The organism is Burkholderia dolosa (genome assembly GCF_902499135.1).
In the GTDB taxonomy this organism is placed as follows: Bacteria; Pseudomonadota; Gammaproteobacteria; order Burkholderiales; family Burkholderiaceae; genus Burkholderia; species Burkholderia dolosa.
On record NZ_CABVPR010000040.1, the window covers coordinates 35,440 to 58,652 of the forward strand.

At 63.3% G+C, this 23,213-nt stretch carries 27 protein-coding genes and 2 tRNA genes; 17 read left to right on the plus strand and 12 right to left on the minus strand.

Features of this window, described 5'->3' with window-relative positions:
• Positions 1 to 317 precede the first annotated feature (317 nt).
• Positions 318 to 1,217, minus strand: a complete 900-nt coding sequence (locus BUB20358_RS18230; protein WP_006764618.1) for a LysR family transcriptional regulator — start codon at positions 1,215 to 1,217, stop codon at positions 318 to 320.
• Positions 1,218 to 1,322: 105 nt separating this feature from the next.
• Between BUB20358_RS18230 and BUB20358_RS18235 the strand changes: the two genes are divergently transcribed.
• The gene (locus BUB20358_RS18235) at positions 1,323 to 2,186 is read left to right on the plus strand and encodes an SDR family oxidoreductase (protein ID WP_035973380.1); all 864 of its coding nucleotides are present in this window, start codon (positions 1,323 to 1,325) and stop codon (positions 2,184 to 2,186) included.
• Between the two features lie 117 nt (positions 2,187 to 2,303).
• On the opposite strand, the gene BUB20358_RS18240 is transcribed toward BUB20358_RS18235, so the two are convergent.
• Positions 2,304 to 2,477, minus strand: a complete 174-nt coding sequence (locus BUB20358_RS18240; protein ID WP_223296906.1) for a hypothetical protein — start codon at positions 2,475 to 2,477, stop codon at positions 2,304 to 2,306.
• Between the two features lie 86 nt (positions 2,478 to 2,563).
• Complete coding sequence (locus BUB20358_RS18245; RefSeq protein ID WP_006764621.1) at positions 2,564 to 3,439, minus strand: aldo/keto reductase family oxidoreductase; 876 nt, start codon at positions 3,437 to 3,439, stop codon at positions 2,564 to 2,566.
• 98 nt (positions 3,440 to 3,537) lie between these two features.
• On the opposite strand from BUB20358_RS18245, the gene BUB20358_RS18250 reads away from it, so the two are divergent.
• The 9 genes from BUB20358_RS18250 (at position 3,538) to BUB20358_RS18290 (ending at position 11,691) form a co-directional block, all read left to right on the plus strand.
• Positions 3,538 to 4,440 (plus strand): LysR family transcriptional regulator, encoded by a 903-nt coding sequence (locus BUB20358_RS18250; RefSeq protein WP_006764622.1) that lies wholly within the window; start codon positions 3,538 to 3,540, stop codon positions 4,438 to 4,440.
• 306 nt (positions 4,441 to 4,746) lie between these two features.
• Positions 4,747 to 5,328 (plus strand): RNA polymerase sigma factor, encoded by a 582-nt coding sequence (locus tag BUB20358_RS18255; protein ID WP_006764623.1) that lies wholly within the window; start codon positions 4,747 to 4,749, stop codon positions 5,326 to 5,328.
• Between the two features lie 12 nt (positions 5,329 to 5,340).
• Positions 5,341 to 5,649, plus strand: a complete 309-nt coding sequence (locus tag BUB20358_RS18260; protein WP_006764624.1) for a hypothetical protein — start codon at positions 5,341 to 5,343, stop codon at positions 5,647 to 5,649.
• A gap of 2 nt (positions 5,650 to 5,651) precedes the next feature.
• Positions 5,652 to 5,948: a 4Fe-4S dicluster domain-containing protein gene (locus BUB20358_RS18265; RefSeq protein WP_035972624.1), complete on the plus strand. Its 297-nt coding sequence runs from the start codon at positions 5,652 to 5,654 to the stop codon at positions 5,946 to 5,948.
• 70 nt (positions 5,949 to 6,018) lie between these two features.
• Positions 6,019 to 6,324, plus strand: coding sequence for a hypothetical protein (locus BUB20358_RS18270; protein WP_035972626.1), 306 nt, complete (start codon positions 6,019 to 6,021; stop codon positions 6,322 to 6,324).
• A gap of 1,229 nt (positions 6,325 to 7,553) precedes the next feature.
• A complete protein-coding gene (locus BUB20358_RS18275) occupies positions 7,554 to 8,294 on the plus strand; it encodes a class I SAM-dependent methyltransferase (protein WP_081293599.1) in 741 nt (246 codons plus the stop codon).
• A 154-nt stretch (positions 8,295 to 8,448) separates the two neighbouring features.
• Positions 8,449 to 9,792, plus strand: a complete 1,344-nt coding sequence (locus tag BUB20358_RS18280; protein ID WP_199901228.1) for an aminotransferase class I/II-fold pyridoxal phosphate-dependent enzyme — start codon at positions 8,449 to 8,451, stop codon at positions 9,790 to 9,792.
• Positions 9,793 to 9,816: 24 nt separating this feature from the next.
• Complete coding sequence (locus BUB20358_RS18285) at positions 9,817 to 11,148, plus strand: NAD(P)/FAD-dependent oxidoreductase (RefSeq protein WP_065228299.1); 1,332 nt, start codon at positions 9,817 to 9,819, stop codon at positions 11,146 to 11,148.
• Between the two features lie 144 nt (positions 11,149 to 11,292).
• Entirely contained in the window at positions 11,293 to 11,691 is a 399-nt protein-coding gene (locus BUB20358_RS18290; RefSeq protein WP_035972631.1) for a nuclear transport factor 2 family protein, read from the plus strand.
• Between the two features lie 246 nt (positions 11,692 to 11,937).
• Here the strand turns inward: BUB20358_RS18290 and BUB20358_RS18295 are convergent.
• From BUB20358_RS18295 to BUB20358_RS18305, 3 genes are all read right to left on the minus strand, one after another.
• Positions 11,938 to 12,014 (minus strand) — tRNA-Arg (locus BUB20358_RS18295).
• A 165-nt stretch (positions 12,015 to 12,179) separates the two neighbouring features.
• Positions 12,180 to 13,010 (minus strand): undecaprenyl-diphosphate phosphatase, encoded by an 831-nt coding sequence (locus tag BUB20358_RS18300; protein WP_006764626.1) that lies wholly within the window; start codon positions 13,008 to 13,010, stop codon positions 12,180 to 12,182.
• Between the two features lie 11 nt (positions 13,011 to 13,021).
• The gene (locus tag BUB20358_RS18305; protein ID WP_123806842.1) at positions 13,022 to 13,486 is read right to left on the minus strand and encodes a hypothetical protein; all 465 of its coding nucleotides are present in this window, start codon (positions 13,484 to 13,486) and stop codon (positions 13,022 to 13,024) included.
• Between the two features lie 11 nt (positions 13,487 to 13,497).
• On the opposite strand from BUB20358_RS18305, the gene BUB20358_RS18310 reads away from it, so the two are divergent.
• The 5 genes from BUB20358_RS18310 (at position 13,498) to BUB20358_RS18330 (ending at position 18,999) form a co-directional block, all read left to right on the plus strand.
• The gene (locus tag BUB20358_RS18310) at positions 13,498 to 14,409 is read left to right on the plus strand and encodes an aldose epimerase family protein (RefSeq protein WP_006764627.1); all 912 of its coding nucleotides are present in this window, start codon (positions 13,498 to 13,500) and stop codon (positions 14,407 to 14,409) included.
• A gap of 119 nt (positions 14,410 to 14,528) precedes the next feature.
• Positions 14,529 to 15,230: a peptidoglycan DD-metalloendopeptidase family protein gene (locus BUB20358_RS18315; RefSeq protein ID WP_006764628.1), complete on the plus strand. Its 702-nt coding sequence runs from the start codon at positions 14,529 to 14,531 to the stop codon at positions 15,228 to 15,230.
• Between the two features lie 368 nt (positions 15,231 to 15,598).
• Positions 15,599 to 17,218, plus strand: coding sequence for an acyl-CoA synthetase (locus BUB20358_RS18320; protein ID WP_035972632.1), 1,620 nt, complete (start codon positions 15,599 to 15,601; stop codon positions 17,216 to 17,218).
• A gap of 64 nt (positions 17,219 to 17,282) precedes the next feature.
• Positions 17,283 to 17,606, plus strand: coding sequence for a DUF2288 domain-containing protein (locus tag BUB20358_RS18325; RefSeq protein WP_035972633.1), 324 nt, complete (start codon positions 17,283 to 17,285; stop codon positions 17,604 to 17,606).
• Between the two features lie 10 nt (positions 17,607 to 17,616).
• Positions 17,617 to 18,999: an MATE family efflux transporter gene (locus tag BUB20358_RS18330; RefSeq protein WP_035972635.1), complete on the plus strand. Its 1,383-nt coding sequence runs from the start codon at positions 17,617 to 17,619 to the stop codon at positions 18,997 to 18,999.
• A gap of 17 nt (positions 19,000 to 19,016) precedes the next feature.
• Here BUB20358_RS18330 and BUB20358_RS18335 read toward each other — a convergent pair whose 3' ends face one another.
• Positions 19,017 to 19,193 carry a hypothetical protein gene (locus BUB20358_RS18335; RefSeq protein WP_006764632.1) on the minus strand — a complete coding sequence of 59 codons (177 nt, stop codon included), beginning with the start codon at positions 19,191 to 19,193 and terminating at the stop codon, positions 19,017 to 19,019.
• Positions 19,194 to 19,328: 135 nt separating this feature from the next.
• Here BUB20358_RS18335 and BUB20358_RS18340 point away from each other — a divergent pair, with 135 nt between their 5' ends.
• The gene (locus BUB20358_RS18340; RefSeq protein ID WP_165802995.1) at positions 19,329 to 19,499 is read left to right on the plus strand and encodes a hypothetical protein; all 171 of its coding nucleotides are present in this window, start codon (positions 19,329 to 19,331) and stop codon (positions 19,497 to 19,499) included.
• A 218-nt stretch (positions 19,500 to 19,717) separates the two neighbouring features.
• Here BUB20358_RS18340 and BUB20358_RS18345 read toward each other — a convergent pair whose 3' ends face one another.
• Both BUB20358_RS18345 and sixA read right to left on the minus strand, forming a co-directional pair.
• Positions 19,718 to 20,524, minus strand: coding sequence for a GNAT family N-acetyltransferase (locus BUB20358_RS18345; protein WP_045552477.1), 807 nt, complete (start codon positions 20,522 to 20,524; stop codon positions 19,718 to 19,720).
• A 149-nt stretch (positions 20,525 to 20,673) separates the two neighbouring features.
• Positions 20,674 to 21,135 carry a phosphohistidine phosphatase SixA gene (gene sixA / locus BUB20358_RS18350; RefSeq protein WP_006764635.1) on the minus strand — a complete coding sequence of 154 codons (462 nt, stop codon included), beginning with the start codon at positions 21,133 to 21,135 and terminating at the stop codon, positions 20,674 to 20,676.
• A gap of 161 nt (positions 21,136 to 21,296) precedes the next feature.
• On the opposite strand from sixA, the gene BUB20358_RS18355 reads away from it, so the two are divergent.
• A tRNA-Pro gene (locus BUB20358_RS18355) sits at positions 21,297 to 21,373 on the plus strand.
• Between the two features lie 13 nt (positions 21,374 to 21,386).
• On the opposite strand, the gene BUB20358_RS18360 is transcribed toward BUB20358_RS18355, so the two are convergent.
• The 3 genes from BUB20358_RS18360 to BUB20358_RS18370 form a co-directional block, all read right to left on the minus strand.
• The gene (locus BUB20358_RS18360) at positions 21,387 to 21,527 is read right to left on the minus strand and encodes a hypothetical protein (RefSeq protein WP_158380479.1); all 141 of its coding nucleotides are present in this window, start codon (positions 21,525 to 21,527) and stop codon (positions 21,387 to 21,389) included.
• Positions 21,528 to 22,060: 533 nt separating this feature from the next.
• Complete coding sequence (locus tag BUB20358_RS18365) at positions 22,061 to 22,534, minus strand: hypothetical protein (RefSeq protein WP_123806843.1); 474 nt, start codon at positions 22,532 to 22,534, stop codon at positions 22,061 to 22,063.
• A gap of 4 nt (positions 22,535 to 22,538) precedes the next feature.
• A partial coding sequence (locus BUB20358_RS18370) for a lytic transglycosylase domain-containing protein (protein WP_133168025.1) occupies positions 22,539 to 23,213 on the minus strand: 675 nt, incomplete at its 5' end.

Sequence of the window (23,213 nt, forward strand, 5' to 3'; positions counted from 1 at the left end):
CGTGCCGACGATGCCGCGATAGACGGGAACACCGGACATGCCGCGACGGACGCCGCATGCCCAGGGAAGTACGCTGGCGATGCTACAGGATTTTCGCGAACGACGAGCACGCGGCCGGCGCTCGAGCCGGCCGCACCGCGTGTCGCCGCTTTCCGACGAGGTGTGCCGGCGTGGTCGCGCACACGCGCGCGAGATATCGCGCTACCGTGCGAACGCTCGCGCGCCGCGCGGTGCGGTCACGGCGCGCGCTAGAACGGCGGTGCGGCCGCGCGCACGCCGCCATCCCGCCGTGAAGGACGACAACTGCCGTCTCCACGTCACATCCCCGCTCCGATATACCCCGCCAATTCCTCCGGCGTGCCCAGCGGAAACGCTTCACTCAGGTGCTGAAGAAAAGCCGACACCCGCGCGCTCAACAGCCGCCTCGACGGATAAAGCGCCCATAGCGCGACTTCGGAGCCTTCCACGTCGCCCCAATGCACGAGCCGGCCTTCGGCCACGTCTCGGCTCACCAGCGACAGTGGCAGGCAAGCGGCGCCTACGCCGAACCGCACCGTATCGCGAACCATGATCAGCGACGACAGATGAGCGACCGGCGCAATCGCTATCCGCCGTTTCCGATTCCGGTCGACGACATCCCAGTACGCGTTTCGCGGGCCGTCACCGCGAACGACGGCCGGAACGGCCGAGCCGTCGGTCGGACGCGCGAGCGCCGGCGCCGCCACGACGACGAGCCGATCCCGGAGAAACACGCGCCCGATCAGGCTTTCGTCCCGCGCGGGATTGACGCGAATCACGAGGTCATACCCCTCCTCGACCATGTCGACCGCGCGATCTTCGGTCGTCACTTCCAGCCGCACGTCCGGATACGCGAGCGCGAACGTCGCGACAAGCTTGCTCATCGCGAGCTGCGAAAAAAGCGCCGGTGCGCTGATGCGCAGCCGGCCGCGCGGCCGCTCGCCGCCCGACGCGATCGCCGACGCGCTATCGACAAGCTCGGCGAGCAGCGCACCCGTGCGCTCGTAGAGCGCACGCCCTTCCTGCGTGAGCTTCACGCCGCGCGCGCCGCGTTCGAACAGCCGCAGATGCAGAGCGTTCTCCAGCTCGGTCACGCGACGGGACAGCGTCGCCTTCGGCCGGCCCGCCGCACGAGCGGCCTCGCCGAAGCTGCCATGACGGGCGACGAGATTGAAATCGGCGAGTGCGAGCAGGTCCATAGCGTTCCACCAGTGAGACACGCCGTCTATTTAACACATCTTCCGGACCGTATGCGGATCACCTAACTTACGTGGGCAGCCAACCTTCATCCAGGAGTGAACATCATGACCATCCTCGTAACAGGCGCCACCGGCCGAGTCGGCCGCCAGGTCGTTCATCAGCTCGTCAGCCGCGGCGCCGACGTGCGCGTGCTCGTTCGCGATCCGTCGAAAGCCGACTTTCCGGCCGCGGTGACGGTCGCACAGGGCGACATGCTCGACCTCGACTCGCTGCGCACCGCATTCTCGGGCGTGCGCACGCTGTTTCTGCTCAACGCGGTCGCGGCCGACGAATTCACGCAGGCGCTCGTCACGCTGAACGTCGCACGCGGGTCGGGCGTCGAGCGCGTCGTCTATCTGTCGGTCATCCATGCCGACCGGTTCGTGAACGTCCCGCACTTCGCGGTGAAGTCGGGTGCCGAGCGCATGATCGAGCGAACCGGCTTCAGCGCGACGATCCTGCGCCCCGCGTACTTCATGGACAACGAGCTGATGATCAAGGACGCGATCGTCGGTCACGGCGTCTACCCGATGCCGATCGGCAGCAAGGGCGTCGCGATGATCGACGTGCGCGACATCGCCGAAATCGCGGCGATCGAGCTGATCCGCCGCAACGACGCAGCGGCCAAGCTGCCCGTCGAGACCGTGAATCTCGTCGGACCGGACACGCTGACCGGCCCGCAGCTCGCCGACATCTGGTCGCAGGCGCTCGGCCGCCCGGTCGCATATGGCGGCGACGATCCGGCCGCGTTCGAAAGCAATCTCGCACGCTTCATGCCGAAATGGATGGCGTACGAGATGCGTCTGATGGCCGAGCGCTACGTGACCGACGGCATGGTGCCGGAGGCCGGCGACGTCGAGCGCCTCACCAAAATGCTGGGCCGTCCGCTGCACACCTATCGCGACTTCGCGGCCGCGCTCGCTCGCTGATAGTCGCAACACGTCGTCGATCCGACAGCCCGCGGCGGCAGACGGTTGCGTCTGCAACGACAAGCCGCCGCCGGCGACCACGGTCGGATCACGCCGGCGACGGCCGCCGTCGAATGGTCACCGCACCTGCGGCTCGACGTCGCGCCATTCGAAGCCGTCGCCCGAGCGCGTCACGTTGCCCGCCGACGTCCGCGCGAAGTGCGCGGCGAACACCGTCGCATGCGTGTCGGCCGCGCGAGTCAGCAGCTGCAGCCGCGATTCGCGCGCGCGATCCGCGTGCGCGCAGAACACCGAATTCCGCTCAGGCCGATGCACCTGAATCGCGCTGCATCACGTCGCCGGAAACGAGCGCATCCGCGTACGGCGCCGCGACGCGCTCATGCACGCGCAGACGCGATGCCGTCGAGTTCGCGCACCGCATCGTCCGGCAGCACCAGCTCGCCCGCCGCGAGATTCTCGCGCAGATGCGCGACCGACGACGTTCCCGGAATCAGCAGGATGTTCGGCGCGCGGCGCAGCAGCCACGCGAGCGCGATCTGCATCGGCGTCGCGCCGAGCCGCGCGGCAACCGCGTCGAGCACCGACGACTGCAGCGGACTGAAACCTCCCAGCGGAAAGTACGGAACGTACGGAATGCCGTCGCGGGCGAGCGCATCGATCAGCGCGTCGTCGTCGCGATGCGCGAGGTTGTAGTGGTTCTGCACGCAGACGATCTCGCAGATCCGTCGCGCTTCGTCGATCTGCGCGGCCGTGACGTTACTGAGCCCGATGTGCCGCACGAGCCCCTGCCGCTGCAGTTCCGCCAACGCGGTCAGCGGCGCTTCGATCGAGCCTTCGGCCGGCGCATGCGCGTCGAACATGATCCGCAGATTCACCACGTCGAGCACGTCGACGCGCAGATTGCGCAGATTGTCGTGCACGGCCGAAGCGAGCGCTTCCGCAGAAAAGGCCGGCAGCCACGCGCCGTCGTCGCCGCGCTTCGCGCCGACCTTGGTCACGATCAGCAGATCGTCGCGATACGGATGCAGCGCGTCGCGAATCAGCTGGTTGGTCACATGCGGGCCGTAAAAATCGCTCGTGTCGATATGGTCGACCCCCAATGCAACCGCTTCGCGCAACACCGCGAGCGCCGCGTCGCGATCCTTCGGCGGGCCGAACACGCCGGGCCCTGCGAGCTGCATCGCGCCGTAGCCGATGCGATGAACGCGGCGGCCCGCGAAAGAAAACGTGCCGGACTGAACGATGGCGGACATATCGAGCTCCTGTGACGAATGAGTGACCGCAGGTTACGCTCCGTTGTGCTGCGCGATAATCCGTCACAATCTGCACGACCTGTACGAAAGGACGAACAATGCAAGTCGATCTGGGCGATCTGAACGCGTTTGTCGCGGTGGCGCGCGCGAAGGGCTTCCGCGAAGGCGCGAGAACGGTAGGCGCGAGCGCGTCCGGTCTCAGCGAGGCCGTGCGGCGGCTCGAGACGCAACTCGGCGTGCGGCTGCTGCATCGCACGACGCGCAGCGTGGCGCCGACCGAAGCCGGACAGCGCCTGCTTGCGCGCCTGACGCCCGCGCTGAGCGAGGTCGAGGCCGCGCTCGACGTCGTCAACAGCTTCCGCGACCGGCCGGCCGGCACGTTGAAGCTCAATGTTCCGATGAGCGCGGCGCGGCTCGTGCTGCCGTCCATCGTCCCGCGCTTTCTCGCCGCGTATCCGGACATACGGCTCGAGATCGTCGCCGACGAAAGCTTCGTCGATATTCTCGAAGTCGGCTGCGATGCGGGCATTCGCTACGACGAGCGCCTCGAGCAGGACATGATCGCCGTACCGATCGGGCCGCGTACGCAGCGGTTCGCGACCGCCGCCGCGCCCGGCTATCTCGACCGGCGCGGCCGTCCGCGCCACCCGAGCGAACTGCTCGACCACGCATGCCTGCGCGGACGGTTTGCGAGCGGCACGATGCCGCTATGGGAATTCGAGCGCGACGGCGAAGTCGTCCGTGTCGATCCGTCCGGCCCGCTCGTCGTGCAGATCGGCGGCGCGGTCGATCTCGTCGTGGACGCCGCGCGCTCCGGGCTCGGCGTCGTGCATCTTTACGAGGAGTGGCTTCGGCCGCATCTCGCGAGCGGTGCGCTGGAGCCCGTGCTCGAGCGCTGGTGGCGGCCGTTCTCCGGTCCGTATCTGTACTACCCGGGGCGGCGTTTCGTCCCTGCTCCGCTGCGGGCATTCATCGATTTCATCAAGGCGGACGGCGAGTAGAGCGACGTCGCGATCCTGCCGAAAGCACCGGGCGGGAGCGAAACGACGCGCCTTGCTCGGGTCGTTGGCCTGCGATGCCGTCGCGGTTGCGCGAATCGCGATGTTTTTCGAGCGCGGAAGACGGCCGGTTCGCGTATCGAAGCCCAGCGGCGGAATGAGCGTTTTCCTGCCTTCCAGCATGATCGACATGCCGGGCCCCTGCTCTACCTGGCCGGCGACTGGTCGCCCCGCAGCAAGCCGACATGCCGAGCCGGCGATTTTTCACGGTCTCCACAATATTCGCGCGCTTGAAACGTCTTCACACGCATGGAATCGCCACCCACTACGCGCACGATGACCGACCCTGACCGCGACATCACCGCGATAGTGATGCGAGAACGAACGAGACTCGGGCATTTCATCCGGCGTCGAATCAGCGACCCGGACGATGCGGACGACATTCTGCAGGACGTATTTCACGAGTTCGTGCAGGCTTACCGCCTCCCCGCGGCGATCGAACAGGCGAGCGCGTGGCTGTTCCGCGCGGCGCGCAATCGCATCGTCGACCGGTTTCGCAAGAAGAAGGAGCAGCCGCTGTCCGACCTGCTCGACACCGACGACGACGCGGACGCCGAGTATCGGCTGGATCTTGCGCTACCCGCGCACGACGCCGGCCCGGAAGCGGTGTATGCGCGCACGTTGTTGCTCGACGCGTTGCAGGACGCGCTCGACGAGTTGCCGTCGAATCAGCGCGACGTTTTCGTCGCGCACGAACTGGAAGGCCGCTCCTTCAAGGAGATGGCCGCACAAAGCGGCGTCGCGCTCAATACGCTGCTCGCGCGCAAGCGCTATGCGGTATTGCATCTGCGTGCACGGCTGCAGCCCATTTATGACGAACTGGATCTCTAGAGGAGTCGGCGAATGAATTTTCGGATCAGATGTGCGGGCAAAGCACTGTTTGCGGTGATCGCCATCGGCGTGCTCGGATGGCTCGTGATGATGCTATGGAACTGGGTGATGCCGGCGCTGTTCGTCGGCGCGCGGACGATCGACTTCGCTCATGCGCTGGGCCTGCTCGTGCTGAGCCGCATCCTGTTCGGCGGATTCCGCGGACACCGCGGGTGGCACGGCCGGCGCCACTGGCGCAAGTGGGAATCCATGACGCCGGAGGAACGCGAGCATTTCCGCAACGCGTGGCGCTCGCGGCGCAGCCAGTCGACCGGGGAATGAGCATGCGCGATCAATCAACGAGCGACTGCAAGCAACGGCCGGGCGTGATCGCGCCGGTCGTCGATCTGAAACGTTGCGAAGGCAAGGCCGATTGCGTAACCGTTTGCCCGGAAAACGTGTTCGAAGTCCGGCGAATCGACGACGCCGATTACGGCGCGCTCGGGCTGATGCATCGCATGAAGATCCGCGTGCATGGAATGAAAGTCGCGTATACGCCGAATGCGGATGCGTGCCGGTCGTGCGGACTTTGCGTGACGGCCTGCCCCGAACGCGCGATCACGCTCGCCAGAAGGTCATGACGACAGGCCTGTTCGCCGATGATCGGCCGCTTCGCTCACTGCATTTGATTGACGCGGCATTCGCGAATATGTGATCGACGTTGTCAATCTCGTCAAGGAATGCACATGGCTTCGCCCACTGCCGTTCTTTTGCGAAGGCTTCATGAAGAGAGCCGGACCGGTCACGACGCCCACGCTCGACGGGACGATCTCCGATTCCGGCAGCATCACGAAAGCGGGCGACGGCACGTTGCTGCTGGCCGGTGCCGATACGCAGACAGGCGACGATCGTCGCAGCCGGAACGCTGAAGGCCGCCGCCGCGACTGTACTGAGCGCGGCATCGACGATGACGGTGCAACATGGAGCGACGCTGGCGGTTATCGCTATAGCTGGTAGGCTGCCGGACAAACGGCCGTCAGCGCCGATCGGATCTCGTCGGGCCGCGCCGCGGACACGCGCGCGCCGCCCGCCGATCGTCTCGGCCAGCCACCTCGCGGCGGGCGCCACCTATGCGCGTGGGCGGGCGGCGTCCGGGAGCCTGCGACCGGCGCCTTCGACGATCGGGTACATCGTCGCCGCTGCAGCGGACGAAATCGCACTCGGCCACATGGACAGCGGCAGTGGACCGGAAATTTGCAGTACCAGCCAACGCATGGATTTCATCGGCGCGCCGTGCAGGATGACAGACACTGGCCGCGTCATCCCGTTGACGCCATATATCTACCTTACTGGCCGCGCCGCCTCGCCGTAACGAATGGGTATTTTCCAGTTCGACTGCACATGACGGCCGGCTCGCTGAACCCCGTCACGCACACAACAACGTCCCTGACCGCGGCTCGCCTGCTCGTTTGAGCCTGCACGCCGTGCGCCGATCGTTCGGCAGTCTCTGCGAGGGGTGGAAATGCCGAGCGGTATGAGCGCGCAAATCGTCGGGCACAAACCAAGCGAGTTAGCCGAAAAGCATTACCGCCACCCACTCGATCGACCGCCCACGTGGCGCGATCGCATCGACGCGCGGATGCTCGAGCAGGCAGGCCTCACGTTCAACGGTATCGACGCATACCCCCGGTTGAGATCCGTATCCGCTCGCTAACAGGACACCCGTTCGTGGCCAATGGCCGACATAGTTGAACACTTCAGCAATGCGACAGGAACGAACGCTTGATGGATTCCATAAGGACTCGCCGAAACTGGTGGCGTAAATGCGCCCGCACCCACGACAGCCGCACGACTTGATGCTGTCACTGATATTGGCAAGCTCGACGGAGGCAAGCGAACAGAATCAAGCTCCAAGCTGCTACGCACGAATTTCAGCGCAATCAGCGCTTATTTACTCCAGTCGCCGACGCACGTCTCTCCGGCAAATATTCAGCCTTTACGACGCTCACTTGCGTATTTCGAACCGCAGGTCAAAATTCGCGCAGACCCTAGAGGAATTAATAGTATTTTGCCGCTGACAGCTGCGTTACGCTGAGTTCGGAATTTGATGAGTATCGCCCTGGGTTGATCGCCCCTCCAGCGCCTGCGCCTCGCTTTCCGACAGGTTGAGATCTAAAAATCAGCCGTACCCCGAATCCGTTCCCACGCAGTCAAACGTCAAACGCTCGACGTACTTGGAGATTTGCATGAAATCGGTAGAAGCTGAACAGTTCGCGACATTGTTCAATTTATATGAGGACATGTTCGAATGGCCGTTCCGAAAGTATTTCGAAGCACCTACTGTTCAAAACGTTGTCGGTGATCCGCGCAATTCGACCATCATCGATTTCGGATGTGGCGGCGGCGGCTATACCCGCATATTCAAGAAGCTCGGTGCCGCGCGCGTTTTGGGTTACGAACCAACCGACGGCATGCGACAGAATGCTCAACACCGCGCAGATCAAGAACGTCTCGATATCGAGTACGTTTCTGCTCTCACGCCCGATCTCATCGGTCAATTTGACATTCTTCTCAGTATTTACGTACTCCCTTACGCCACAAATACTGAGCAACTTGACGCCATGTGCGCGGAAATGGCGTCGCTCATTCGCCCCGGCGGACGGTTCGTCGCAGTCACCATCAATCCGGATATCAATCCCAATCCGGAGTACTACGAACGCTACGGTCTGCGTTTTACTCCGTCCGATCCCGACAAACAGAGTTATGAAGACTGCAGTCGCTTGACGCTCGACCTGAATTATCGGGGATATGAAGGGAGCGTTTATGCATGGTATTGGAAAAAGGCTTCCATCGAGAAAGCCTTGAACAACGCGGGGATTCGCTCCATCGCATGGCATCGCCTGACATCGTCGGATGGGGACCGCGATGATCTGCGAGCTTACCGGGATTGGCCGCATGCGATCGTGATCGAAGGCCAAAAGGATTGAGCCGATCAACGGGCGTCACGTCAGACCGGCGCCATACAGCTGCTTGAGCTCCGACCATATATCGAAAATCGACTGCAATAAGCCGGTCGGAGCCTATTGACTGCCTTAATTAAAATTCGCATCAAATTTATCGATTGTTGACCAGGAGGCCACCATGACGTCAATCGGCAATTTTGATTTCAGCGTTTCCCACGACGACGAGATATATAAAAACACGACCGGAACCTTGATGATGCACCTCAAGCGGTCGGGCATCCGCGATGTCGACATTATTACCGAGCAGATGGATGCTCTGCGCCAGAAACAGCTACGGGAAGGCATCTACAGCTTCGACTCATTCTCCTGCCTTGGCAGCGATGCGTCCTCGCCCATCGCAACGTCTCTGAACGAAACCCCTCATGATTGCTCGATCTGGTCGACCAATCTTTATCTTGGCCTGAATCGCCATCCGAAGGTAATCGAGGAAGTCGTCGGCGCAGTTCGCCGAATGGGCACAGGCTGTGGAACGTCGGCTATCTCCGGCGGCATGAACGTTCTGCATCGGAAAATCGAAGCCAAATTGCAGCACTGGCTGGGGAAGGAATCCGTCATGCTTTTCCCCACCGGGTTCACTGCCAATATGGGTGCGCTGGCAGCCCTGTGCCAGGAAGACGATCACGTGCTGATCGACGATGAATCTCATGCGTCCATCCGTGATGGCATCCGCCTGTCGCCAGCACGGCGCTGGATTTCGTTTCGACACAATTCCGTCGAAGATCTGCAGCGCAAACTCGAAATTTCGCAACGGGAATGCAAGGGCAAGATCGTCGTGATTGTCGAGTCGGCCTATTCGATGAGCGGCGATATTTGCCCGCTCGCGGAAGTCGTTGCGCTGAAGCAGCGCTACGACTTTCTGCTCTTCGTCGACGAGGCCCACTCGTTCGGCATTTACGGCGACGGAGGACGAGGCCTCTGTCATCAAGAAGGCGTCACCGCCCAGGTCGACTTCATCGCATCCACGTTCTCGAAAGCAACGGCTTCGATCGGCGGCTTCGTCGCAATGGAGCGTCGATTCGCATCATATTTTCAATGGAGCGCCAATGCATATGCATTCCAGGCGTGCTTTACCCCGGCGGACGCCGCGGCCGTGCTTGCCGCCCTCGAAGTGATCGAGACCGAACCGGGCATCGCACGCGAGCTGCACGAGAAGAATCGGTACATGCGTTCCCGGTTGCAGCGGATCGGCTTTGACCTGAGGCACAGCCAGACCCCGATCGTGCCGATCTATATACCGGATACCAAAAAGCTGCTGAGAATATGTTTCGATCTGTACAAGAACGGCGTGTTTTCCGTGCCGGTCGCGTATCCGATGGTAGCCGAGAATGACGGCCGCATCAGGTTCATCGTGAACGTCCGACACACGCGCGAGCAAATCGATCACACCGTCGATCTGCTCGGCGAACTCGCCAGCAAACACGGCCTGTTTGATGCCCAGTCCCGTTCGGTCGCGAACGGCTGATTTGTGCCGAATACTGGAGGGCTTATGGAACAGTTCGATGTCGTCGTCGTCGGCGCCAGCGTATCCGGCGCACCGACTGCCATGCATCTCGCACGTCAAGGACACAAGGTGTTGTTGATCGACCGGAAGCAATTCCCGCGCGATACGCTTTCGACCCATTTCATTTGGCCGCGCGGCGTGTCCTATCTGAAGCGCTGGGGTATCGCGGAGCCTATTCTCAGCCGCACCCCGAAATTCGCGCATATGGAAGTGACGATCGAGGGCGTCAGGATGTCCGGCTCGATCCCGCTTGCGGACATCGAGCAACGCTTTCGGAAAGTGCATGGCGACGCGAATGGCGCAACCAACGTCTATTGCGGGCCGAGACGTCTCCTTCTCGATCACGAATTGATCAGAGCAGCGGCCGCGGCCGGCGCCGATGTTCGCGAGCGTACGACTTTCACGCGTCCGATCGTGGAGAATGGCGAGGTGACGGGCATCCACGCAGTCACCGAACAAGGCACGCCGATTCAGGCGAGCGCACGCCTCGTCATTGGTGCGGACGGACGCTTTTCCCAGTTTGCGAAGGCTGTCGGTGCCGAAACGACCGATTACCGGTCGAATTCGACGTTTGCCTATTTCGGATACTTCTCCGGTATCGACAAGGACGAATTGACCATATGCAACCGCGGGCGCCTCGGCACGGCGATCTTCCCCACGTCGGACGGCACGCACATGGTACTCACATACGGGCCCAGTTCGTGGTGGGACGAATTTCGTCGTGACCCGGAGGAGAATTTCCTCAAGACATATGAGTTCTGCGATCCGGACACGGCAGAAAAGGTCCGTAGTGGCACGCGCGAAGAGCCATTCAAGGCGTGCGGAACGATGCCCGCATTTCAGAGGCAAAACGTCGGCTGCGGCTGGGCGCTCATCGGCGATGCCGGTAGCTTCAAAGATCAGGTCACGGCGATGGGCATCACGCACGCATTTCGCGACGCGGAGCTGATCAGCTGGCACGTCGATCGCGGGCTGCGCGGCGAAGTGCCGCTCGATCAAGCGTTGGCCGCTTATCGCGCAGCACGCCACGACGACTACGCGAGCTATTTCAATTTCGTCTGCCAGACGGCGGAACTGAAAGTTCGCACTGTGCGAGATTTGGAGGCGTTGCGCGAAATTAGCCGCGATCCAACGAAAACGGATCGATTCCTCGCTCAATTCGGCGACACGTATCCACTACCGGAAGCCGCTTCATCGGTCGTATCGAATACAGCGGCGGCGTCTCGCGAAGTCGACATGGATCAGCCAGTGGTTCCCGGCTATCAGATCGCGCCGTACGCGGCGGCGCATTCAAGTCGCATCGCACCGCTCGCCTAGCTGACTATCGCCGTCCTGCCTCGCATGCGTGTCTCGTCCGGTGCATCGGTCGCGGTGCCGAGCCATGACATCGCCCGCTCACGACGCACCGGACCAGGACGGCACATTTCTCACAGATAGATCGAGTATCAGGAGAACCGACATATGACTCCCACGGATACCGTCAAAAGCGCTTACCGCTACCTGGCCGAGGGAAACGTTTCGGCGTTGCTCGACCTATTCGATCCATCGATCGAATGGAACGAGGCCGAAAGCAGTCCGTATTCGAACGAAGCGACGTGGAAAGGCCCGGCCGCCGTCAAGCGGAATCTGCTTGATCGGATGCCGGACGACTGGCATACATTTTCGATCACGCCCGTGCGATTTCACGCCAGCGGGGAATCAGTGGTGGTTGAAGCGCGATATACGGGCATACATCGTCGGACCGGTCGCGCGCTCGACGCGCAAGCCTGTCATATTTGGACGTTGTCCGACGGCAGAATCGTTCAGTTCCAGCAATACGCTGACACGGCGAAGTTGCGGGACGTCATGCTTCGCGCATAGCGAAGTTTCGAAATCGACGTGCGGCTCCACTTCTGTGCGGCGGCCGCGACGCTACAGTCAACGCTCAGCGCTTGGTCCGGCAGAGCCGGCTCGCCGCACGCAAAAGATAACAAAGCATAACTACGCAAGCGCCGGCATCGCGGCGGCAACGCTCGTGCGTTGACAAAATCCGGTTACATGGCGGTTACACGGCAGAACCAGATGGAGCAAGTCGACGCGAAAAACATCACAACCGATCCATTGTGCTGGCCCGCCCTGCAGGATTCGAACCTGCGGCCTACGGCTTAGAAGGCCGTTGCTCTATCCAACTGAGCTAAGGGCGGTCGAGGGAGAAGACACGGCCCGCGACACGGACCGCAATCGGCGCAAGGCCCCGAGCAACAGACACGCTGAACTCGACGCCCCGAAACGAAACGGGCCCGGCATGGAACCGAGCCCGAAATTATACCCGATCAACGCGTGATATTACGCGCGAGCGGCGCCTGCGATCAAACCGGTTGCGGATGCAACATGAACCAGCCCACGCAGAACAGCCCCGCGATCACGCAATACAGCCCGAACGACGCCAGCCGTCCGCGCCCTTCGAAATAGCGCATCAGAAACCGCACGCTCAGATACGCGGCGATCGCCGTCAGCACGCCGCCGAGCAGCGCATCGGCGAGCTGGTCGCGCGCATGGAACAGCTTCGGCAGTTCGAGCACGCCTGCTGCGAAGATGATCGGCGTGCCGAGCAAGAACGAAAACTCCGCGGCCTTCTCCGCCGTCAGCCCCGCCGCGTTGCCCGCGATCATCGTCAGGCCGCTGCGCGAGAATCCCGGAATGAGCGCGCCGATCTGCGCGAGGCCCACGAAGAACGCCTGCTTGAACGTCATCTTCTCCGGCGGCTGATGCGCGCGGCTACGCTGGATGCGATCGCCGATCCACAGCAGCACGCCGTTTACGATCAGTGCGACCGCAACGATCCGCAAGTCGTGAAACACGCGCTCGATGCGCTTCTCGAGCAGCAGACCGACGATCCCCGTCGGGATCGTGCCGATGATCAGCGCCCACATCAGATGCCCGTCGTCGTTCTTGCGTCCGCCGAGCTGCGCGACGAAGCCGCCGATCAGCGCGATCCAGCGCGCGCGGAAATACCACAGCAGCGCGAGCGCGGTGCCGAGGTGCAATGCAACCAGGAACGGCAGCAACTGCGGCGCATGCTTGTCGATGTGCATGCCGAACAGCGCCGGCACGAGCAGCGTGTGGCCGAGGCTGCTGACGGGAAAGAGTTCGGTCACGCCCTGCAGGACGCTCAGGAATACCAGAAACCAGAGGCTCACGCGTCGGTCCTTTAGTGAAGATGAACGGAAAGAAAGGCGGACGACGCGGCGCGCGTCCGAAAAAACGCGCCCCGATTATGCCGAGGCCGGATTAACGCGCCAAGGCATTTGGCCGAATATTGCGGCAGTGCATACAAACGCTTGCAATTTGTAAGCGCGCGGAAAGCAAAAAGCCCGCCATTTGCAGGGCGGGCTTGTCGAATCCGGCAGAAAATGCCGTCAGCGGCCGAGCTGATAGAAAAACAGCACGGTACTGCCGGTGAACATACCGAACAGCGCGATTCCCATTGCCATTGCCAGATCCATGGCCCCTCCACGAAAGTGTCATGACCCGGCAACATCACCGGTTTATGCGCATTATCCTGAGCGTCGCCGCGCTCAAGAACTCGCAATTTCCCCGAGAAGGGTTTTCCCGGGGCGCCGTCCGCCGCGATAATGGAGCGCGCCGTCGCGCGACGTCCGATCCACCCGTTCATACCGATTCGCCATGCCGACTTTTCAGCAACACGACATACACGAACTTCACGCGGGCCCGTCGCTCGTCCGCGTCGCCCCGCAATTCGGCGGCCGCCTGCTGTCATGGGACATCGACGGCGAACCGGTCATCTTCTGGCCGGAAACGGCCGACTGGAGCAATCTCGCGCGCGTGCGCGGCGGCAATCCACTGCTGTTTCCGTTTCTCGGCCGCCATCGCGTCGACGGCGAGCTCGGCCGCTGGCGCGACTCGGCCGGCGTGGTGCGCGACCTGCCGATGCACGGCTTCGCCCGCGATCTGCCGTTCGACGCGCGGCCGTCCACCGACGGCGCCGCGCTGTCGATGACGCTCGACGCGACCGACGCGCTGCGCGACAGCTATCCGTTCGATTTCCGCTTCGAAGCGGTCTACCGGCTCGCCGACGCGCATACGCTCGATGTCGCGCTGACGACCACCAATCGCGGCCACACGCCGCTGCCCTACTACGCGGGCCACCACTTCTACTTCGCGCTGCCGCATCGGGAACGCGCGGTCACGACGCTCGAGCTGCCGCGCACGCGACGCTGCGAGCAGCGTCCGGACGGCTCCATCACGCCGCTCGAACCGGGCGAAGGCCGCTACCGCCTCGACGATCCGAAGATTCTCGACCGCTTCCACTGCCTGGACGGCACGCCGTCCGCGCCCGTGCGCATCGTGATGCCGGGCCGCCGCCGCACGATCGAGATCGCGCTCGACGTGCCGGGATCGATCCCGTGGTACGCGGTCACGACGTGGACCGAAAAACCGGAATCCGACTTCTACTGCGTCGAGCCGTGGCTCGGCCTGCCGGACGCGATCCACAACGGCCTCGGTCTGCGCATGCTCGCGCCGGGCGCGACCGAAACGGCATCGCTGCGCATTCGCGTCGTGCCCGACGCCGCCTGACGCCGCACGCGTCGAACCGCCGAACGCCGGTCAAACTGCGGTACGCGGGTCGAACCCGTTAAAATCGGACGTTTTGTGTTGCCTGCCGCACGCGGTGCGGCAGGGTCTTGCGAGGCTCAATGTTCGAAACAACAACGAAGCGACTCTGCGCGGCCGCTTGCGCCGCGTTGCTCGCCGCATGTGGCGCCGCACCGGTCGGCCCGGGGTTCTACCGCGTCGAGCGCGGCGACACGCTGTACAAGATCGCGCGCGAAAACCGCCAGTCGGTGCAGAACCTCGCGCGCTGGAACCAGCTCACGAACCCCGACGCGATCGAGGTCGGTCAGGTCCTGCGTGTCGCGCCGCCGCCCGGCACGTCGACCGCGTCCGCGCCGTCCACCGCCGGCACGGGCACCACGGGCCGCAGCCGCCCCGCACCGTCCGCGCCTGTCGAATCGGCCGTCAAGCCGGCCGCGAGCATCGCGCTGATCTGGCCGGCCGCGGGCAACGTCGTGCGCACGTTCGACGGCTCGAAGTCGAAGGGAATCGATATCGCGAACGCCGCCGGTACGCCGGTGGTCGCTGCGGCGCCGGGGGTTGTCGTCTATGCGGGCAACGGGCTGCGCGGCTACGGCAACCTGATCATCCTCAAGCACAATGCCGACTATCTGACGGCGTATGCGCACAACCGCGCGCTGCTTGTGAAGGAAGGTCAGTCGGTCACGCAGGGGCAAACGATCGCGGAGATGGGCAGCAGCGACAGCGATCGCGTCGCGCTGCATTTCGAGCTGCGCTACGGCGGCCGTTCGATCGACCCCGCGCGCTACCTGCCGGCACGCTGAGCGCGGCCGATGGCGCGCGATGCCGGCGCGCATCGCGCGCCATCGCACATGAAGGTCGGAAAAAATTGCGTCAGCGCTTGCGCAGACGTCCGGTGAAACGGCCGGACAACGGATCGACGTGACGGGCAAACGCCACCAGCACCCCGATTCCGATCAGGCTGAACCCCGCAGCTATCAGAAGCAAATCCATGGTCACATCACTGTTTTGTCGTGATCTTATGCGTCATTGCGTAATCGTGCACGGCGCCGCACCGGTCGCACGAGCCCGAACATTCCCTATCCATCAGACGCCATTGTGGTTTCGTCCGCGTGAAATGCCGATGTAATCTGTTCGGGCAACGCCACGATCGATGCCAAGGAGACACGCGATGCTGCCCGCCGCCGACCGCTACGAAGACCTGCTCTCCCGCTTCGCGTGGGACGTTCCGGCCCGCTACAACATCGGCGTGGACGTCTGCGACAAGTGGGCCGACGGCAGCGGACGTGTCGCGCTGATCCACGAAACCGCGCAAGGCGACGTCTCGCGCTTCACGTTCGACGATCTGAGGAACGCCTCTAACCGGCTCGCGAACAGCTTCTCCCGCGCGGGCCTTCGACGCGGCGACCGGATCGGCATCTTTCTCGCGCAGGGCCCGGAAACGGCGATCGCGCATCTGGCCGCGTACAAGCTCGGCGCGATCGCGGTGCCGCTGTTTACGCTGTTCGGCGTCGATGCGCTCGAGTACCGGCTCGCGAACAGCGAAGCCGCGGCCCTCGTCACCGACGCGGCCGGCTACGCGAAAATCGCGCCGCTGCGTGCGCGGTTGCCGGCGCTGCATACGTGCTACTGCATCGGCGACGATGCGCCCGACGCACCGGGCGTACTGCGCTACGACGCCGCGCTCGCGGCCGAAACGCCCGACTTCACGCCGGCGGACACCGCCGCCGATGATCCGGCGCTGATCATCTACACGTCCGGCACGACCGGCAAACCGAAAGGCGCGCTGCACGCGCATCGCGTGCTGCTCGGCCACCTGCCGGGCGTCGAGATGTCGCAGCAATGCTTCCCGCGCGATGCGCGGCTCTTCTGGACGCCGGCGGACTGGGCGTGGATCGGCGGCCTGCTCGACGTGCTGCTGCCGTCGTGGCATCACGGCGTGCCCGTGCTCGCGCGCCGCTTCGAAAAATTCGACGGCGACGCCGCGTTCGCGCTGATGGCCCGGCACGGCGTAACGCACGCGTTCCTGCCGCCGACGGCGCTGAAGCTGATGCGCGCGGTGCCGAAACCGCGCGAACGCTACGCGCTGTCGCTGAAGTCGGTCGCGAGCGGCGGAGAATCGCTCGGGACCGAACTGACCGCGTGGGGACGCGACGCGCTCGGCGTGACGATCAACGAGTTCTACGGGCAGACCGAATGCAACATGGTGCTGTCGTCGTGCGCCGCGTTGTTCGACGCGCGGCCGGGCGCGATCGGCAAGGCCGTGCCCGGCCATACCGTCGCGATCGTCGATGACAACGGCACGCCGCTGCCGCCGGGCGTCGAAGGACGAATCGCGATCCGTCGTCCCGATCCGGTGATGTTCATCGAATACTGGCGCAATCCGGCCGCGACACGCGACAAGTTCGCGGGCGACTATCTGCTCACCGGCGACACCGGCATCGTCGACGCAGACGGCTTCGTGCGTTTCGTCGGCCGCGACGACGACGTGATCACGAGCGCCGGCTATCGGATCGGTCCCGGCCCGATCGAGGACTGCCTGCTCACGCATCCGGCCGTGCGGATGGCGGCCGTCGTCGGCGTGCCCGACGCCACGCGCACCGAAATCGTGAAGGCGTTCGTCGTGCTGAATCCCGGCCATGTCGGCGACGATGCGCTCGTGCGCGCGCTGCAGGCGCACGTGCGTACACGGCTCGCCGCGCACGAGTATCCGCGCGCGATCGCGTTCGTCGACAGCCTGCCGATGACGGCGACCGGCAAGATCGTGCGCCGCGCGCTGCGCGACGCGTGAACTGCCGCCCGGCGACGATGCCGGATGGTTTATAGTGGCGCCACGCAGTCTTTCGAAGAATCCGATGTCCTCCGAACACCCATCCGCCGCGGGCGCGTCGCACAGCCCGCTCTACGCCAAGCTCCTCGGTGAAACCGCGAAGATCGACTGGTGCGATCTCGAGCGCTTCTTTGCGCAAGGCAAGCTGCTGTCAGTCGCGCGCGACCTCGATCTGATCAGCGTCGCGGAAGCGATCGCCGGCGACGATGCCGAACAGGTCACGCGCTGGCTGTCCGCCGGCCTCGTCGCGCGCATGCCGGCCGAAACCGCGAGCGACTACGCGGCGCGCAATCCGGAACTGTGGGCCGTCGTCGTGTCGCCGTGGGTGTGCGTGCAGGAACGCGCATAACGCGTCCGCCATGTCCGACTCCGCTTCCGCACACGGGGCCGGCGTCGCGTCGGCCGCCGTGTCGCATCGGCGCGTGCTGTCGCTTGCGTTCCCGATCGTCATTGCGAACCTGACCCAGCCGATACTCGGTGCCGTCGATACAGCCGTCGCCGGCCATCTCGACGGCGCACAGTATCTCGGCGGCGTCGCGCTCGGCGGACTGTTCTTCAATTTCGTGTTCTGGGGCTTCGGCTTCCTGCGAATGGGCACCACCGGCCTCGTCGCGCAGGCATACGGTGCGGGCGACGCTGCCGGCATCCGCTTGAACGTGCTGCGTGCGCTGATCGTCGCGTTCGTGCTCGGCGCTGCCGTGCTCGCGCTGCAGGTGCCGCTGCTGGCTTTTGCGCTGACTGCGCTCGGCGGCAGCGACGCCGTGCGCGCGACGGCCCTTGCATACGGCCACGCGCGGATCTGGAGCGCGCCGTTCGCGCTCGCGAACTACGTCGTGCTCGGCTACCTGCTTGGTGCGCAGCGCGTGCGGCTCGCGCTCGTCGCGCAGGTATTCATCAACGCGGTGAACGTCGGCGCGGTGCTGCTCTACGTGTACGGCTTCGGCTGGGGCGTCGCCGGCATCGGCGCGGCGACCGCCACTGCCGACGTGTGCGGCTTCGCGCTCGGCGCATCGATCCTGTGGCGGCTGCGGCCGCGCGGCCTGCCGCCGCTCGCGGCACGCGCGCTCGCCGATCGTGCGGCGCTCGAGCGTCTGATCGTTCTCAATCGCGACATCTTTCTGCGCACGCTGTGCCTGCTCGGCGCGTTCGGCTGGTTCGCGCATCTCGGTGCGAAACAGGGCGATGCGACGCTCGCTGCGAACGCGCTGCTGCTGAATTTTCAGACCTTCATGGCGTACGGCCTCGACGGCTTCGCCCACGCGGCCGAGGCGCTCGTCGGCGCCGCGGCCGGCGCACGGAATCGCGCCGCGTTCCGGCAGGCGGTGCGCGTCACGCTGTTCTGGTCGGCGCTCGGTGCCGTCCTGTTCGCGCTCGTCTATTGGGCGGCCGGCGGCTGGATCGTCGCGAAGCTCACCGATCAGGCCGACGTTCGTGCGGTCGCGCTGCGCTACCTGCCGTGGGCCGCGCTTTCGCCGATCGTATCCGTGTGGGGTTTCCTGCTCGACGGCGTGTTCATCGGCGCGACCCACACGCAAGCGCTGATGCGCGCAATGGTCGCGTCGTTCGCGATCTTCGTCGCGGCCACCGTCGCGTTCGTCGGCCCGCTCGGGAATCACGGCCTGTGGTTCGCGCTGCTGCTGTTCATGGCCGCGCGCGGTGCGACGCTCGCGCGCTACCTGCCGGCGCTCGTGCGACGCATCGGTGCCGGCGGCACGACGGTCGCGCCCGCGGCGGGCGCGTAACCGTTTGGAATGCGCCGTCAGCGAGCCGCGGGCGGTGCGGGCTCGCCGAGCATCGACGGCGGCGTCATGTCGGTCGGCACGCCGTGGTAGTCGGCCGGATCCTGCGGCGGGTGACCGCGGCGCGCCTGACGCGGATCGCCGGCACAGCCGGCGACGATGGATGCAGCCAGCACGGCCAGCATGAAACGGATCATCGGGTTATGGCTCCGGAAAGCGGCGCGCCCGCTGCGCGCCTGGACGCGCGAGTCTAGCGGAATTCCGGTTTACGGGTTGTCTCGCGCATGTCCTACTATGTACGCATGGCGCTGTGCCGTAGGAAGGAGGCTGCCATGTCGTCTGAAGAAATTGCCGGCCTGATCGGCCTGTTCATTGGTCTGGCGGTGCTCGTCGCGCTGTCGTACTTCGAATCGCGCGAATACAAGCGCAGCCACGGCGGCGAAGGGATGATTCATCACTGGATGGCCGAACACCACCTGCTCGACTGGCGGCGCCGGCACTGAGCAGCCGGCATCTGGCCGGTATCCGCCGTCCGGCTCGTCGGACCGGCACACACGTTTCGGTCTGGGAAAACGTGCCTGCGGGCACGGTATGGCTTGCGCGTGCGTCGATTTAACGGGGCCATACATGTGCAAATGCGAGAACGCCGTCGCGCGGCTCGATACCGCTCGACGGCGCTCGTTTGTGTGCGCCGGTCAGCGGCGCACACGCTTCACCCGATTCAGCCGAGGAAGTGCCGCGCGTAGCGCGCGTTGATGTCCGACAGGCGGAACAGCGTCAGGAAATCGGCGCAGTTGAAGTCGGGATCCCACGCAGGCGCACCGCAAATCTTCGCACCGAGACGCAGATAGCCCTTGATCAGCGGCGGCGGCGCGACGACCGTGCCCGTCTGCAGCTCGTCGACCGGCAGCGCCGTGTGCGGGAACGCGCGATATTCGGGTGCCGTCAGCGAGTTCGCCGGCAGCGACTGATACAGGTTCGCCGCATAGTGGCCGCCGTCCGCCATCGACACGCTTGCGCAGCCGAGCATCGTCTCGTAGCCGTTCTGCATCATGTACGCGCCGAGACCGCCCCACAGCGCCATGATCACGGCGCCGCTGCGATAGTCGCTGTGCACGCACGAGCGGCCGACCTCGACCATCTTGCCGCGCAGATGCGTGAGGCGAGACAGATCGAATTCGCCTTCCGCATACAGGCGGCCGACACGCGCGGCCTGGTGCGGCGGCAGCACACGGTACGTGCCGACGACCTTCAGCGTATCCAGATCGCGCACCAGCAGGTGGTCGCAGTACGCATCGAACGGATCCACGTCGAGGCCGGCGGGCCCGCTCACCTGCGCGCCCATTTCTTCGGCGAACACGCTATAACGCAAGCGCTGCGCCTCGCGCAGTTCGTCTTCCGTGCGCGCCCATGCGGCGCGCAGGCGGTACTCCGATGTGACCGTTTCAGCAGCGCGCGGCAGGTGGCGCCGCGACGTGTCGAGGGGAAGCGAGGCAAAAGGGAGCGTAGGCGTCGGCAGTTCTCGCATTAGGCTTTCCTGGTCGTAAGGAATAAGGCGACATGCCCGCCAATGTAGTAACCGGCCGTGACCGTTATGTGGCACGAGCATGTCGTTTCAATGACGTGTCGCCGAATTGACTTTAGCAGAAAGCTTGCGAAACGGTACGATCTATCCCTTCAAACCAGTTCCGGCGGCAAAACCGCGCGCAGCACGGCTTCCCGGTTGCCGTCGCGCTTGCGGCTCGCGAGCCACACGATACCGCCTTTTTTGATACTCCAGCTGTCGCCGTTTCCGGCAATCAGATGCGCGGCGACGCTGCCGAGCGTCGGCTGGTGACCGACGACGACGACCGTCGGCGCGATTCCGTCCGGCCATCCGGCAGCTGCGAGCACGTCGTCGACGCTGCTGTCCGGCGCGAGCGCGTCGACGGTCCGGTACTGGTCGGTCAGCGCCTCGACCGTCTGCACCGTGCGCGCCGCCGGGCTTGCCAGAATCACCGTGCTCGACTCGAGTCGGCCTCGCAGCCATCGGGCCATCGCCTGCGCTTCCTTGCGCCCGCGAGTGGTCAGTTGCCGCGCGAGATCGTTCGCCGCATAGTCCTCGGCTTCGGCGTGGCGCCACAGAATCAGGTTCATCATGATTTGTCTCCGATGCGTGGACGGGCAGTACGACCGAACCTGTCGCGCGCCGTGCGCCCGCCGTTGCAGGCCGCGAACGGTTCATCGCCGCGTCGTCCTGCATCCATATTGCAATAAAGATTGACCGAATGGTCAAATGGTCGATAGAATCTTCGATTCGTCGGAGCGTAGCGCAGCCTGGTAGCGCATCTGATTTGGGATCAGAGGGTCGAAGGTTCGAATCCTTTCGCTCCGACCAAGGAATCGAGGGGTTAGCTGATGCTAACCCCTTTTTCTTTGCGCTTTTGCGTTTCGCCGAGCCATTGCTGCTGTTCTGCCGCGGTCTGTCGATTGCGATCAAGGAACAGACAAGTCCGGTAGCGCTCTTGCCAACGATGATCGTTGTCGATCATGTATTGAAGCCCGTGGGCAACAATCGACTACGCAGGAATTTTGCATAGGGTCTCCCGCAAAACGCAAAGTGCACAAGTGGGTGCACGATATCAGGCCAGTGCAGGGCACGCCGCGATCGGCCTGAAACACTCGGAGATCAGTAAGAGCTGCGAGTATTTCAGCCTCACGCGGCAAGTCGCCCACCATATCGGTGCACCGTTGTTCCGCGGTAGCTATGAATTTTGCGAAACGGCATTACGGGGGCGCCATCAATAACAAGTCACGTTTCTCGTGCCCACCTCTGTAAAGGCGCCATGCTTAATGTGCTGAACGTCTGCGGCGCGGATCTTCAGACACGGCGGACGATAGCTGCACAACGTTATCGCGTTGTTCCATTTCAGGATCAAGCGGAGACTTGAAATCAGGTAGCAGCCGCACGCGATAAGTTCGGTAATTCAACCTCGCCTCATCGTACAACGTGGGTCTTCGATTATCTGTCAATCGTCGCTGGGGTATACAGATATGCTCGATCCGTCACGTTCTTGAAAATTCATCAGTGGCGCACTGACCCGTCATGTGTTTTCAATGGTGCATACTTCCCCTCTTTGAAGAAGTAAGAGGTGCTTTGAGGATTTCCGGAGATCTCCGAGTTAACGTCGATATCGTGGAAGCCATTTTTTGCATGCTGGCGAACTTCAATCGAATAGCCCCCGGTGCTCAGAATTACCTTCTCATGCGATTCGTCCACAATCCAAATCGGACCAACTGCCGCCCCCCAACCGCAGGCGTTGGATGTCGTTATAAAATATGTGACGGTCGAGGACGAAGTTAGCGGGATTTTTTTTCCTACCAGTTTGCAACCCAGGTCCTTAAACGGCTCGAAAGAGGCGTCCTTTGAAACGGTTGAAACAGCCTTCTGGCTAACACCATTCAAGTCTTTGCTCTCAATAGTGATATCACGATCCCTGGAAAAGGCGTTTGCACTAGAGATCAGACAAAAAACAATAATAACTTTCAAGAGCTTCATAACACTACCCCACGATATCATTACAAATATTTTTCTGGAATAAGTCGTAGAACGGCATGACGTGCGATTCCGATATACCTCTCCCTCCGTAGGCCAACGATGGGCCGTCGTGGTGATAGGCGTAAATCATTACATATAACTCCCTTCCGGAATACCTGCTTGCCAGTCTCTTATTCTCGAGATAGTGCCGAACCAACGCGTCGGCCCCCACTTTGGCATCGAACCGCTGTTCGTTAGTCGTTATCCCGTAAGCTGCAGCCGTCCCATCCACGAACTGGCCTAGGCCTGAAGCCGATGTAGTCCCAGCCGCCGCGTCGGGGTTAAAGCCCGACTCCACTCGCGCCATCGCCAAAACCATTATTGTGTCGTTTCTATCAAGCCCATGATTTCTTGCCGCCTCCACGATAAGGTCTATTGCACCTCTCTGTACAGCATGACTTGCATCTCCGTGGCGTCGGCTATTCCCGGCCAGTCGCCCGGGCGAATTGTCAATGGCGACGTTGTAATGGCTATATGATTTTATTTGGTCATCTCTATATGCAGGGCCGCGTGGGGCATACATTACGTCATAATTTATACAGTCGTTTTGACAGCGCTGCATAAAATTCCCAACAATCCCCACCGGATGAAAATGCCAAGGATTGGGCTCCTTCGGGAAGCCTTCGACGCTCGTCACCTG